This window comes from Levilactobacillus wangkuiensis (genome assembly GCF_016861605.1).
Lineage (GTDB): Bacteria > Bacillota > Bacilli > Lactobacillales > Lactobacillaceae > Levilactobacillus > Levilactobacillus wangkuiensis.
Window position 1 is genome coordinate 74,755 of sequence record NZ_BOLM01000001.1, and the last position, 15,072, is coordinate 89,826.

General features: G+C 48.6%; 10 protein-coding genes. All 10 read left to right on the forward strand.

The annotated features are described in order from the left end of the window. The first annotated feature begins 418 nt into the window (after positions 1–418). The 10 genes from JUF13_RS00280 to JUF13_RS00325 all read left to right on the forward strand — a co-directional run bounded on the left by JUF13_RS00280 (position 419) and on the right by JUF13_RS00325 (position 15,059). Positions 419–2,059, forward strand: coding sequence for an FHA domain-containing protein (locus tag JUF13_RS00280; RefSeq protein WP_203637238.1), 1,641 nt, complete (start codon positions 419–421; stop codon positions 2,057–2,059). 14 nt (positions 2,060–2,073) lie between these two features. Beyond that, on the forward strand, positions 2,074–2,277 hold the full coding sequence (locus JUF13_RS00285) for a hypothetical protein (RefSeq protein WP_125763137.1): 204 nt from the start codon (positions 2,074–2,076) through the stop codon (positions 2,275–2,277). A gap of 24 nt (positions 2,278–2,301) precedes the next feature. Next, entirely contained in the window at positions 2,302–3,819 is a 1,518-nt protein-coding gene (gene asp1, locus JUF13_RS00290; RefSeq protein WP_203637239.1) for an accessory Sec system glycosyltransferase Asp1, read from the forward strand. Positions 3,820–3,831: 12 nt separating this feature from the next. Beyond that, entirely contained in the window at positions 3,832–5,364 is a 1,533-nt protein-coding gene (locus JUF13_RS00295; protein WP_203637240.1) for a glycosyltransferase family 4 protein, read from the forward strand. 21 nt (positions 5,365–5,385) lie between these two features. Continuing rightward, entirely contained in the window at positions 5,386–5,781 is a 396-nt protein-coding gene (locus tag JUF13_RS00300) for an HAD family hydrolase (RefSeq protein ID WP_125763131.1), read from the forward strand. After that, positions 5,778–7,421 (forward strand): hypothetical protein, encoded by a 1,644-nt coding sequence (locus JUF13_RS00305; protein WP_203637241.1) that lies wholly within the window; start codon positions 5,778–5,780, stop codon positions 7,419–7,421. Before JUF13_RS00300 ends, JUF13_RS00305 begins: the two co-directional genes overlap by 4 nt. Before the next feature lie 11 nt (positions 7,422–7,432). Continuing rightward, complete coding sequence (locus JUF13_RS00310; protein WP_225893590.1) at positions 7,433–8,143, forward strand: glycosyltransferase family 2 protein; 711 nt, start codon at positions 7,433–7,435, stop codon at positions 8,141–8,143. Next, complete coding sequence (locus JUF13_RS00315; RefSeq protein ID WP_203637243.1) at positions 8,140–9,939, forward strand: hypothetical protein; 1,800 nt, start codon at positions 8,140–8,142, stop codon at positions 9,937–9,939. The genes JUF13_RS00310 and JUF13_RS00315 overlap by 4 nt, the downstream gene beginning before the upstream one ends. Positions 9,940–9,962: 23 nt before the next feature. Beyond that, positions 9,963–11,804, forward strand: a complete 1,842-nt coding sequence (locus JUF13_RS00320; protein WP_203637244.1) for a hypothetical protein — start codon at positions 9,963–9,965, stop codon at positions 11,802–11,804. Positions 11,805–11,870: 66 nt separating this feature from the next. Continuing rightward, the gene (locus JUF13_RS00325; protein ID WP_203637245.1) at positions 11,871–15,059 is read left to right on the forward strand and encodes a CapA family protein; all 3,189 of its coding nucleotides are present in this window, start codon (positions 11,871–11,873) and stop codon (positions 15,057–15,059) included. Positions 15,060–15,072: the final 13 nt, after the last annotated feature.

Below are 15,072 nucleotides of genomic sequence, written 5' to 3' on the forward strand. Positions count from 1 at the left end.
GGATTCGCCAATAAAATAGTTCTCACACAAATCAAAATATGGATAGTTAAGCGTAAATTAAGCTTCGCGATAAATGCTGCGGTATAATAAAACTTATCATCGCAGTTTGTTCGTAAAGTGAGCAATCAATGCCGCTGAAAATACTGTTCTAAATCCATAGAAACACTGATATATCGGCACTCCACTTGCCGGACTATCAGTTGATTAATAAATAATGATAAGATAATGTAATTTGAATGAAAAATGTAAAAAAACAATAGTGCGTATGGTGAAATTGTGTTAACATGAACTTGTACAGAGAATAAACCAAACAAGCTATAATTCAATGATAATTATCTAACTAGGTAATGGTTATCGCCTTGATCGATTAACCCATTTAGACCCAAAGTAAGTAATAAAGAAGGGGGCTTCCTTGCCAATGAAAAAAGCAGTGATCAAAGACTTCAAAGAGGCCGTGCAGGATTTAGGGAATTTGCAGGACCACGCTACAGGGTTGACGACATTAGCCGTGTCAATTTCAGATCGACGGCATCGTGCCGACGTTCAATTCATTCGGGCATCCAGCTTTAATCGTGCTTGGGCCGACGCGGAGAAACTACTAGCGGGGGCACCGCAAGATGGTTGGATCCGGATTGAAGTGGTGCATGCCATCCAGCGGTTACCACTGGCGACCGTCCAACAAGAGCTGGTCGAGATGTCGCGCATGAATTACTGGCGCCGGGGCATTAGCTTCGATGAGAATTTTCACACGGCACTGCTGGAGATGGAAATCAACGGTCATGAGTTTTTTAAGCCCGGGAAGGATCACAAGATTGGGAAGACCCCCTCAGCCACTTGGATCGACTACCCCCATATCAGCAAGTATTTGAAACGGCGAAATGGTTCGCTGGAGATCGACATCGCGCAGGCCCAGCAAGTCTGGGTATTTACCACGTCTGGCATCTTCAGCGATGGCCAACGTATCTGGCACTTGAATGACAGCGAAACTGGTGAAAAAGGAATTCGCCAATTAGTTAATCCGCGACAAGAGTTACGTGATTATTTGGTTCAAGGAGAAACCTTCCTGGCTCGGCAAATCAAAGATAGTGGTCAGTTCATTTACGGTTACTATCCCGGGCTCCAGCGAATCCTAAGTAGTTACAACAGCGTGCGGCATTTCTCATCGATTTACGCACTATTGGAAGCGGTTGAGTTTACCGGCAACGTTGCCGATTTGGCCAAAGTGAAGGATGCTTTACAGTGGGGGCTGCAAGAATTAACGTTAACGAAGGACGATGCCTTGTTCGCGGTGGAACACCGGAAGCAGGAATCAGATGAAATCAAGCTGGGCGCACAAGCCATGCTGATCCTGGCCCTTTGTAAATACCAAGAGGTGGCCCATGATGAGACCTTCTTCCGCCAAGCCCATCAGGCGTTTAACGGGGTCGTGGCCTTTCGCCAAGCATCCGGTCAGTTCAACCACGTCTTGAACACGGATCTAACCGTTAAAGATGCCTTTCGTATCATCTATTATGAAGGGGAGATCACCTTCGCCCTGGCGCGATTGTACGAGCTGACCCATGATGAACAGGTGCTGGACGCCGTAAAACAATCCTTAGACTTTATGGTGGCTAACGACTATGGCAGGTACCATGATCACTGGATCTCATACGCGGTGAACGAGGCGCTGCAGATTTTGCCCGACAACCGGGACTACATGCAGCTGGGATTGAAGAACGTGTACAGTCACTTGGCCTTTATCGAGGCACGAGACACCGCTTACCCAACGTTGTTAGAGCTACTGAACGCGGCCGTTAAAATGACCGACATTATCAAGAAGACGGGAAATGCCGATCTACTAGAACCCTATGACCTGATTCGACTACGGCGGGCCTGGAAAATGCGTGCGGAACATGAATTGGCAACTGGCGCGTTTCAGCCGGAACTGGCGATGTACTTCTACGCACCGGCTAAATTTGTGGGGGGCTTTTTCGCCCGACACGACCATTTCCGTACCCGAATCGATGACTGCGAGCATTTCTTATCGGGTCTAATTAACTATTACAACAACACTTACTGAGAGGAGCTGACACGATGGCAGTATTAACCACAGTCTTTGCGTATAAGAAAGTCCAATTTGCAATCCGGATGATGATCTACGTGGTGGTGGGCGTACTCGTGCTGGTGTTCCGGTGGCGGAACCGCAAGAAAACGCGCAAACGCATGGATGAGCGAACTGAGCATATGATGAAGCACACCAAGAAAAACGCTGACGGTAAGTACCCCTGGGAAGAGTAAGCAAAAACAGATTGGAGTGGAACGATGTTCTATTTTATTAATGAATACATCTTACAAAAGAATTCGAGCGTGGAGCACACGGCAATGAACCGTGTGAAGCTGTTTAACCATTACAAACGGCCCGCTAAGATTGTGACCAAGACCTACGACCGGTTGATCCACCAAACCATCAAGACGTTTGATGTGGCTGATAATGAAATCGTTAACATGTTTGATTTCTTCCAGAAAGCCACGGATTTAACTACCGAAAAGGTCTTGCACACCGATGATTTGAACCTGCCACTGGCGTCCGAAGTGATTGTTGGGGCGAACTTCAGTCAGGTGTTGGAAGGCGACACGCCCACCAGCAACGTCGGCTTCATTCCCGGCACCGTGGGCCGGGTCTTCTACCAAGAGTTCTTCGATGGCCAGGGAAACGTCATTGAAACCAACCTCTGGGACTGGCGGGGCTTCAAGTCGGCGACCCAGTATTTCGGGCAGAATGGCAAATTGATTCTCCAACGCTACTACACGCCCACCGGCAAGACGACGTTGGAACAATTCTTTGTGCCCGACACCAACGGGAATCCGTTGACCTCCCGGATGATTCTGAAAGATTACCGGGGTCGTGGCGACCTGTTCTTCCAGAACATCGATGACCTCTTCGTCTTTTTCCTGGCCGAGCTCAGCAACCAAGACAGCGAGACGACCACCTTTATCAGTGACCGGCCTGGGACTGGGGTACAACCCTTACTGGCACTCAACGACAGTTCCCACAAGTACGTCTACATTCCCATCAACCACGCCGTTGACCCGAATGATCCGATTCACGGCAAGCTGGATGGCTTCCTGGAACCAGCCTTTGAGCATTTCAGCCACTTCGATGGGTTCATTACCCCAACGGAACAACAGGCTGAGCACCTGCGGCAACGTTATGCCCAGGCGCAGGTCACGGCAATTCCAGCCGTAACCACGGTGCCGCTTTCCAAGGAGCGCGAGGCAGCCGTGGCCCAGATTCAACGGCGGCCACACAGCCTGCTCTACGTCGGACGAATTGCCCCGGACAAACAGATCGAACAACTCTTGCGGATGTTTGCGCTGGTTAAGAACCAAATCAAGGATGCGACCTTTGACCTGTACGGCTACGGTGCACCTGAGTTCATGCAACAGATGGCCGGAGTCGTCGCTGAGCTGAAACTCAACGACAGCGTGTCCTTTAAGGATTATGACCCGCGGATGGCGGACCACTATGACCAGTATCAACTGCTGGTCAACATGTCCTATGCTGATGGGGCCCCAATGGCGATGCAAGAAGCTATGGATCACGCGATTCCCGTTATCAGCTACCCATTCAACTATGGGCCAAGCGCGTTCATCAAGGACGGCGTCAATGGTTGTCTGATTGACCGCGGCAACTCATTGGCCATGGCCGACAAGATTCGGGAACTCTTCACGGACGACACCAAGCTAGCGGGCTTGAGCCAAGCAGCCTATGACGATGCTCATCAGAACTGGACGCAACGGAAAGCTTGGAACCGCTGGCAACGCTTATTACAGGCGTAGGAGGGAGCAGTTATGTATTACTTTTTAAACGACAATATGCAGTACTCAAAATCAGGGATCGAACACGCTGAGATCAACCGGCTCCACCTCTTTGAGAAGAATGGGGTGCCCGCCAAAATCGTGACACGGGTCTTCTCCATGGAACTCTCCAAGATCATCGACCAAGCCGGCATTGATCCAGCCAGATTTGTGAATCTCTTCCAATACTTCTGTGGCAGTTCAGACGTGCCGATGCAGCGGTTTTCCTTGAATGAATTTTCACTACCAAGCAACACGACCCAGACGCGCAAGGACAATCAGATTCAGGTGTTCGCTCAAGGGAAAATGTTAATGATCATTTACCTGCGGCAGGGGTCCGATGACATCAGTAACATCCAGTACTTCGACGTGAATGGGCGGACGCTCAAGATGGTCTGGTGGGATGTCCGGGGCTTCAAGTGTCTTGAACAGCTCTTTGACTGGGACGGCAAAATTGTTCAGGAACAGTACTACGGGCCGGATGGCCTGGTACACATCGAAAAATGTCACCTGTTGAACCGGGCTGGCAAGGAACACCTCAGCTGGCGCGTCCTGAACTACCGGAACCGCGACTGGGTCTTCAACGGGATGAACGCCTTGACCCGTTTCTTCTACGACGAGTTGAACGACAACGACGAGCAGAACGTGTACATCTGTGACCGGACGGTGGAATGTGACTGGGCGCTCTTCAACATGCAGACGCCGGCGTTCCGGGTCCTGCACCTGCACAACGACCACGTGGCAGATCCTAGCGACATGCTGCATTCACCACTGAACAACAACTACCAAAATGCCCTGATGAACTGGGACAAGTGGGACGCCGTGATTTCCTCGACGCCGGAACAATCACAGGACATCGAGGACCGGTTCGGCAAGGCGATTCCGGCCTTTACGATTCCCGTGGGCTTCGTGACCGACGAGCAGTTGGCGGAGACCCATCAGGCCTTTGATCAGCGCCAGAAGCATTTAGTTGTTCACGTGGCCCGGCTGGCTCCCGAAAAGCAGCAAAACCATTCGATTCAGGCCTTTGCCCAGGTTCACCAGAAGTTTCCAGACGCGCGATTGGAGCTCTGGGGGTATGCCAACGGTGACATTGGGAAGACCTTCAAGCAGGAGGCGGCGGACCTTGGCTTGACCAACGTGGTGAGCTTCAAGGGCTACACGCACGATATTGCGGCCGTTTATGACCGGGCGCAGTTAGGGTTACTGCCAAGTCGGGCGGAAGGGTTCTCCTTGATGCTGCTGGAAGCCCAGTCACACGGGTTACCAATGGTGGCCAACGACGTGAAGTACGGGCCTAGCGACATCATCGACAACAACGTTAGTGGCCGCTTAACGACCGATGGCGACGTGCAGGGCCTGGCAGACGCCATGCTGGATCTGTTGGGCAACCAGGATGAATTGGCGGCTTACAGTGAGGCCGCCTATGAAAATGCCAAGCGTTACTCTGAGGAGGCGGTGTTTAAGCAGTGGCAAGCCTTGTTGACTTACTTTAAGGAAAAGACTCAGGCGCAAGTAACCGTTTAACTTTTTTAGGGGGAGATTGTGATGGATAAAACAACGAGTTTAGTCGTTGATATCGATGGCACCTTGTGTGATTTGAAGACGGCGGAACAGACCTATTTAGACGTGACACCCAAGGCCAGCATGATTGAGAAAATGCGGGAGTATCAAGCAGCTGGCTATCACATCATCTTGTTCACCTCGCGACAAATGCGGACGTACGCGGGAAATCTCGGTAAGATCAACAAGTACACGGCACCCATGACCCAAGAGTGGCTCGCCAAGTACGACGTGCCTTACGACGAGATTATTTTCGGTAAGCCGTGGGCGGGTCGTGGTGGCTACTACATTGACGACCGGGCCTTTCGTCCAAGCGAATTGTTAAAGCATTCACCAGAAGAACTGGCAGATTTGGTTGAAAAGGAGCGTGACATCCATTGACTAAAACTTTGTTAATGCTTTCCGCAGCTGAAATCGCGGATGATATGCAGACGACGTTCGGGACGATTTATCCAGCCATGATTCCGGTGACGGATGGTCAACGGATCATTGACCGGACCGTGGTCCAGTATCAGGCGGACTATGACTTGTACGTGGCGGTCAGTGCCAGTGATGATTCGGTCGCCGCCTATATTAAGCAAAAGAGCTTGCCAGTTACCCCCATCAAGGTGGCCAGTGGATTGAACCTGAGTGAAGCCGTTGCCCAAGCCTTTCACAGCTTACAAACCCAAACGACGGTGGCTGAGTTGACCATCATCTTCGGTGACACGGTGGTCAAGACCCAGAACCGTTCGCGGCCAGATACAATCTTCACGCATCCGGTCAGTGATGCCGGTCGGTGGACGACGGTGACCTATGATGACCAGCAGCACGTGGTCTTCGCGGACAAGGTGGTTCAGGATTCAACTCAGGCGAACTTTGACGCGGCCGTTGGGGTGTTCAACTTCAGTGCCGGCCAAGAACTGGTTGACCAGTGGCAGGGTGCCAAGTCCTTCTACGAAAACTTACGGATCTATGATGAGCAACACCCGTTAACGGTGGCCGAGACCGACCAGTGGTTGGACTTTGGCCACAGTGATAAGTATGTCGAGGCCAAGCAGGTTGAGGCACGGTTCTTTAACAAGACCAACATTGACTTCAAACGGGGAATCATTCGCAAGGAAAGTACCGACGTGGATAAGTTCTTGGGCGAGGTCAAGTGGTACCTAAAGTTGCCGAAGCGGCTCTCCTACATTGCGCCGCGAATCTTCGACTACTCGTTGAACTACAACGCACCGTTCGTGGAGATGGAATACTTCTCCTATGAAAGCCTGCACAACCTCTTTCTCTATGGGAACTTTGAGCTGGGGTTCTGGCGGGAAATCATCGACGAACTCTTCTTCCTGCGGTCAGAAATGAACGACTACCAGGTCGAGGTCAACCAGGACGAGTACCGGGCCACGGTCAGTGATATGTACCTGGACAAGACGGTCAACCGGCTGCATCGTCTGATCGATGAGGATGACTTCTACGCCACGATTGCGGACAAGCCGTTGGTCATCAATGGTGAGACCTATCCCAGCATCAATGAGATCATTGCGGCGTTACCAACGGTTCTCGACCAGAGTGGCGTGTTAAAGGGCAATACGTTTGCGGTGATTCATGGGGACTTCTGCATGACCAACATTTTGTACGACAACACCAAGCACGTGATGCGGTTGATCGATCCGCGAGGCAAGTTTGGCAAGTTCGACATCTATGGGGATGCCAAGTACGACTACGCCAAGCTGATGCACAGCTTCTCCGGCAAGTACGACTGCATCATCTCGGATATGTTCAACGTGGATGCCGATGAGACTGGGCGGCTGGACTATGGTCTGAACGTCACCGGGAACGAAGAGGCGATTGGGCACTTATTTGAGGAAAAATTGCAAGAGCATCTCGGGGATGCCCACGCCTACCAGCAGATTCAGTTGATTGAGTCCTTGCTATTTCTGAGCATGATTCCGTTGCACAAGGACAAGCCGGAACGGCAAAAGGCTATGTTGGCGGTGGGGGTCACCAAGTTTGCCCCATTTATGGCAAAAGTAATGGAGGGATGAAGTTGCAGGTTGTGATTACGATGGCGGGACAGGGCTCACGCTTTAGAAAGGTGGGTTACACCGTTCCCAAACATGAAATCGAGGTCCGGGGCAAGAGCCTCTTCGAATGGGCTATGCTCTCCTTAAAGGACTTCGTGAATGAAAAATTTGTCTTCGTTGTGCGGGAAGGCCAGTATCAGCCGGATACTCTTCGTAAGCTGATCCAAAAGGCCGGCATTCACCGTTACAAAATCGTGACGGTCGCCGAAGTGACTCGTGGGCAGGCGGCGACCGTGATGGCCGCGGCGTCCGTCTTGAATCCCAAGGATAGTCTGGCGGTCTACAACATCGACACCTACGTCTTGCCCGGCCACATTCTGCGGGAAGACTTACGGGACTGCGACGGCAACCTAACGACCTTTACGGCCCCCGGTGACCACTGGTCCTTCGTAGAACTGGACGACGCGGGCAAGGTCACGGACGTGGTGGAAAAGCGACGCGTCTCAGAGCACGCGTCGGTGGGCTTCTACTACTTCAATACCTTTGGCGATTTCGTAGAGATTTATCGACACTACGGGGATGCCATTCAGGCGGAGTACGGCGAGGTTTACGTGGCACCAATGTATCACTACCTGCTCAAGCAACAGGCGAAGATCACCTATACGGACATCCCGTTTAACACGGTGCATGTCCTGGGGACGCCAGAGGAACTGGCGGTGTTTAAGGAGGCAGCAACAGAATGAGACCAGCTGTGTGGGCTGCCGTTTGTGGCGCAGTCAGAGATGAGTTAGATGTGCGGTTGATTTTGGATTACTTACTTCGTTGTCGGCAAGCGGGAACAATTCAGGGTATCGTCTTCTCCACCTGGGAGGGTGAACTAGAGAAGGAGCCCGGAGTTGCGCAGTTGCTAGCCGATAATGGCGTGACCGTGGTCAAGACCCGGCCAATCGACCGTGTAGTGGGGGACATTAAGACAAATGCCGTAAATTATTGGCGACAGGCCACCCAGTTACAGCGTGCTTTGGATGTGATACCAGCTGATGCCATTGTTTTGAAGACGCGGACGGATCGAGCCATGCCCGTTACACGGAAGCTGATTGAGATGCTGGCGAACGAAGATCCTTTGCCCTTGGTGGAAGAAAGCAAGCAACGGCTGAATTTGCCGGCATTTCCGGCGGTGTTCACGCATCAAGTTGCTGCGTTTCGACCACGGACTAATCGTGCGTTTCAATTCACTGATTTTGCCTTCATGGGGTACAGTCAGGACCTACGGAAAATGTTGCACTTCGAGGTCCCAGAATTTTATTTCTCACGGTATTTAAACGCCAACATGTTATTTTTTATTGTCACGTTTGTCCGGGACTATCCTATCGTTAAGGACTACGAGCGGCGAATCAAATACGAAGCACTGATTCCTGAATTGGACCGGTACACAGCCGCGGGTGGTGACCAGTTTCCTGAGTTTCTAAAGCGCTTTTATGCCGTTTATCTAGGAATCTTGGCCACCCATTTCCGGTTAGGAAGTTTGTGGCCGGAGGGGTTGGGTCCTGTTGACCTACCGGTTGAGTTTACAGACTTTTTCCACGGCACACACAATCGACACTTAAAGCATTCTAACTTAGGCACTTTGATTAATAGTGCTGAGATTGTCAACGAGTTTATCGCACAGTCGAGTTTGAACGTGTCAGCGACAACACAGGATGTCTTGCAAGCAATGCATGGAGCAACTGCCGCAACGTTTGAACGGGCAACACCAACCGAGATTGCGGAGCTGAAGACTTATGCACAGAACACGGACTTTTCTAAGCAAGCTTGGCTCTTGAATACAAAGTCTGTTCAGAAACAGCAGATCAGTCAATATGCGACTTCAATGGCCTACCATTTTCCAGGGATTTCTGATCAAGAGCAAGCTGAATTATGGGCGGCGTGTGCAAGCGTCGGTACGACTGATCGAATTCTTTTGGAATTTTGGTTAGCCCACAATATTGCTCCAGAGGATTCAGCAGCCTTTCTTTCCAGTGGTGCCAAGAATGGGGCGGTATTAAGCATTTTGATGATGATGCGATTGCTTCGGGCTAATTATTTGGATGAGAATGATGTGGCTGAAACCTTGCGAGTCAATAATACACAGGGGAAACTTAATCGACAGCACCGTGGCGGGAATATTCAAATTACCTGCTACGTGTTAAATCGGGTACTGTATCATCAGCAAATTAAGGAACCAATTTCACGAGAATTGGATTTACAAGTTGATTATTATCTCCGACGTTACATGACAGGTGAAACTGCAGATGAGGTTAAACTGGCGTTATATCAGCACCCTGACCAGTTGCCACAAATATTTGACACCCAAATTGCACGTTCAATTGAGCTGAACAAGCCGATTGTTCATCGGCGGCTGATTGAATTGGCTTTAGAATTGACGGGAAAGCGAAAGTATTGGAGCTTACTGAAACCGTTATTTACGGATAAGGAGGATGACGTAAAAGGGGTTTATGAATACGCAGTTGCACACGGGTTATTGATTCAAGAGCCATAAAATTATTTTGGGGAGTGAAGAACATGCGGTCTGTATGGGCAATGGTTTGCGGAACGATTCGCGATCAAGTTGACTTTAGTTTGATGATGGATTATCTACTACGTTGTCGAGAGCAAGGAATTATTCAAGGAATTGTTGTGAGCACATGGGAAAATGAGTTTGAACAGTTAGGTGATTTACAGCTGAAGCTGGCCTTGAATAATGTCGCAATTGTGATGTCACCAACTAATGATGCGATGGTCGCTGATATGCATGCCAATTCGGTAAATTATTGGCGTCAAGCAAAGCAGATGCAAGCGGCGTTGGATTTAATTCCAACGGATGCCATTGTCATTAAGACGAGGACAGACCGAGCCTTACCCTCAACGAAAAGACTCATTGCCATGTTGGATGAAGCTGACCCATTGCCATTAGTTGCTGAGCAGGCTGAGGCCAAGCACCTCACTAAGATTCCACGGGTGTTTGATCATCAAATTGCTATTTTTAGAGCAAGAACGGGAAGAATCCTACAATTCTCCGATTTTGCCTTTATGGGTTATAGCAAAGATATTCGTAAACTCACCAATTTTGATATTGCTGACTTTACTTTCACACGGGGACTTGTGGCCAACATCCAATTCTTTATTTACCCATTCATTCGTGAATATCCCATTATTCGGGATTACTATCGGGTTATTAATTTCTACCCGTTGTTGAAAGACTTAGCTACTTACACAGAACAAGGTGGAACCAAATTTCCTAAGTTCTTGGAACGCTTTTATGCTGTGTACTTTGGTCTGTTAGCCATTCATTTCCGAATTGGAAGTTTTAAGAGTATTGAAGAGCTTGGCGAAATCAAGTTGCCAATTGAATTTTCTGATTTATTTCATTCGGGACAGGGGAAGCACCTCTATCATGATAGTCTGGGCGTAACCTTCAATTCACAAGCAGTTTTGGATGACTTCATGGGACAGTCAATGGCGGCTAAGCCGGAGAGAACAGCCGGTCAACATTGGTGGCAAAAAAAGAAGTCAGCCCCGAATGAACAGCCATTAGTACAACAGACAGCCACAAAACAAGTTTTGACTAATATCCAGCAACTATCACCTGCGATGCTTGACCGTGTGACCAATGAAGAATTACTAGATCTTAAAGGATTTGCGGATAATAAGGAATTCTCACCTCACCGTTGGCTACGAATTCAGCGGCCAATACTTGTTGAACAACCAATGGCATACAAGTCCTCGATTCGGTATAATCTGCCAGGCATTAGTGAAGCGGAGCAGGATAGTCTGTGGCGTGAGTGCGAGGAAAGCACGAGTGCGAACCAGGTGCTTTACCGGTACTGGTTACATCACGACATTCAACCAAAGGATTCACCGGCCTACTTGATGAGTACGGCTCGAACTGATAATCGGTTTAGCATTTTGACCGTAACACGATTGTTGCGTCAGGGATTAGTAAATGCAGATATCCGTGCAGAAATATTACGAATCAATAATTTCTTTGGGAGCTTTCACGTGAGACATGGGCAGATGAATGCCGAAATTGCTTGTTACGTATTAGCACGGTATATGTACTTGGTCGAAAGTAATCTTCGAATTCCGGATATGGCAAACGAACAGGTTCAGTATGCATTTAAACGGTTCCTGCCAGATAAATTTGAAGAATTTAAGGGAATTGTCAAACAGCCTGATAAGTTAGTAGCCTTTTTCGATCGGGCAATTGCGGAACACCATGGGGCCGCTCGGCAGCGGATTACCGAGATGGCTTTAGAGGTGACGCATCAAAAAAACTATTGGACATTATTGGAAAAGCAATTTAATGGTCGGTATGAGGGGTATGAATACGCCTACCGTTATGGCATTGAATGGCAGTTGATTTAGAAAGATAAGGACTCTTTCAGGGTAAGGTGCGAATTAGTTGGAGGGATTTTTGTGAAAGCGCTTAGTATGCAAAGAATTAGTGAGATTGTAGGTGGTAAGTGGATTGTTGCCCCCGAGGATACGTCTGAGACGATTCAGCATTATGGGCTTTATGCCTCTGAAATTCGTCGCGATATCGGTAAGAAAAATTTATTTTTTGCTGTCTCACTTGAGAATTGGCAGAAGGGGACCATTAATACCGGGATTTATGCGCATACTTTTCAGGACAATCATTTTAGAGTGAAAAAGTTGGCAGATTATTTAGCCATGGCAATTGTTGAACGTCCGGTTACTGACAGTGATGTGCCTCAGCTTCAGGTTGAAGATTCTTATCAGGCGATGGAGAAGCTCCTACACGTGATTGTCCCTGAATATTCAGGGAAGATAGTTGGTGTTACCGGGTCGGTAGGTAAGAGCACTACCAAGACATTACTCGCCTATTTGTTAAAGAATATGGGACCAACAGCAAGCTCAGTTGGCAACAATAACTCGCGAACGAGTGCTAAGATTCAGGCACTTAATCATGAGCAAGGAGATTACAATGTCCTCGAACTGGCAGCCATGGCGTTTGAATATAATGAGCCTGATTCCCCTAGAATTGGCGTGGCAGCAGTCATTCCATTTGATTTGGCCGTGTTAACACAGATAAATGCCGGTCAAAAGGGTTGGGATGCTCGCAAAACTGCTAAAGTTAAGACACGAATGGGAGCCGGTTTGAAGCCGGGCGGTGCCTTTCTGGTGAACTCAGCAATTAAAAATTTTGCCGAGACGGCAGAATTTATTCATCAGTATACGAATAATTTAATCACTTACGGATTTAGTGAAGAGAGTGATTATCAAGGTATCCTGGCAACTGATGGGCAATTAACAGTGTATAAGCAAGGGAAAAAGTTAGCCCAAGTGGATGCACAAGGTTTAGATGACGGAATGGTATCCGATATGATTGGTGCCTTGGCTGCTTATCACATTTTAGGTGGACAAATGACGCCAGCTATTCTGCAGGATTTCGGTGAAAAATGTGCAAAGACAAGTACGCGAATTGTCAGTCACTTTAAAGCGAATGGGTACAAGGTCACAGTCATTGATGACACGCACAACGCCGAATTGCTTTCTGTTCAGAATTTCGTCAAATATGCTCAGCAGTATCGTGTTTCTGAGCACACTAAAAAAATCTTTATTGAAGGTCGTGTGATTAACTTAAGAGGGCTTTCGGTTAAAGTACATTCAGATATCATGCACGTGTTAAATCAAACTGACTTTGACAGCTTCTATACTTATGGGCCTGAGCTAGATTGGGTGGTACAGGAAGCTGATTCTTCAAAATTTGCAGGTTACTACACGTCGCCACGAGAAATTACGCGGGCAATCGCGAAAAAGGCTAATCAAAATTTAGTGGTATTTATCAAGGGATCCAGTCGGAATAGTTCCATTGATCAGATTGCAACCAGTTTAGTTGATAATTTAGATTATTATGCGAGTGGGGCGGGGTCTTTTGTGACGAGCATTAATCAATCCCAGCCAGAAGCCTACATTCGTAATGGTGTTGGTCGCTTACTAATTATTCGGGATATTTTATGGCGGATAGCTAAGGGAAAACTACGATTAACTGATTCCATAAAAATTACGAATGAGATGCCAAAAGATCACAGCCGGCTAAAAATTGGCTTGACTAAAGGCCAAGGTATTTCTGTTTTAGACTTGTTAAGCTTAGCCATAGTTGCCTCCGCACCGGATGTTGTCACGAATTTAGCTGAGTACCTCTACGGTGGCAGCTCCAAGGTGATTGTACAGAAATTAAAGCAGCAGGCCACGGACCTAGGATTGTCCGACCAAACAGTTACCAACATTACAGGTCGGCCAGGGAAACAACCGCAACGGACGACCCTAAGTGATTTGGAAAAAATTGGGGCCGCCTTTACGGAACTCCCTAACGGTGTCTTTAGCTTGCTGAGCACCCAACAGGTGATGTTTAATGGCAAATTCTACCACAAACGTTCACAACTCTTTAAGACGGGGAAGATTGCAGGATCTGTTTTTAATGATTGGCGCGAACGGTCGGGACTTTACTTCACGCAGGATGCGCGGGGAAAGCAGGCAATTGCCTTTGTCAATAGTCCACACCAGAGCTACGTTGACGCGGTCGTGGAAGATTGGGTCGATTCACAAACGGATAGTCGCGCTGAGCTTCCCGTGACTGAACCGATTAATCTGACATCACCCGTGGTGAATGTTTTGGCGGACACTTACTTTGGTGAAGACTATACGCGGCGGCGAGAAAATCACGGGCAAGAGGATGCCTTGCAGAAATATGGGTATAGTCATTCTCTAGCTAAGATTGGTAAATTCTTTAGCCCGGATGCCTATAACGTTTTGAACTTTGAAGCCGTCTTTGCTGAGGGCGCGAGTCCACTAGACAACGTGAAGCCCTTTGTCTTGGATGCAAAGGCTGAACCGACGCTGGCAGAGTTTAAACAGCGACACTTTAACTTAGCCATGCTAGGGAACAATCACGCTAATGATTATGGTCCCCAAGCGTTGACCCGGACGTTGGCTGCCTTTAATGAAGCCGGTATGTCCACGGTTGGGGCCGGAAATAATCGGTTGGATAGTCGCAAATTTATTGCGTTCAACTATGATGGCCACGAGGTTGCCCTCTTCAATGGTTATTGGTATCGGAACCCGGCTTACAATCTGTTTGATTTTTATGCTAAAGATCAGCAGGCTGGGGTGAACTGCCTGGATACACTGATGATTAACGATATCCAACGGTATAAGCAGGCTAATCCCGACGCCAAGGTGATTGTTAGTGCTCATTGGGGAACTGACTATGGTGAGATTAAGGCGGCTCAACAGGAGACGGCTCACCGACTGGTCTTGGCGGGGGCAGACCTGATTATTGGCCACGGGCCCCATCGGCTACAACCGATTACCTATGTTGGAACAGCACCGGTTCTCTACAGTATTGGTAATGGGGCGTTTAATAATAATGGCGAGTTCAAGAAACGAGATGTACCACCTTACGCAGCCATTGTGCGCCTGAATATTGCGAAGCAAGAACTGTATTGGTGCCCAATCTATGCGGATAATCGTGAAACCTTCTGGCAACCAGACTTTGTGTCAGACGAAGACTTTGAAACGGTTCGGGCGTTTAATGGTCCGAAGTTTAAGACGACAAGATTAGATGATGGGATTAATGCGGTGGTTGTGCCGTTTTAAAATAATTCATGAG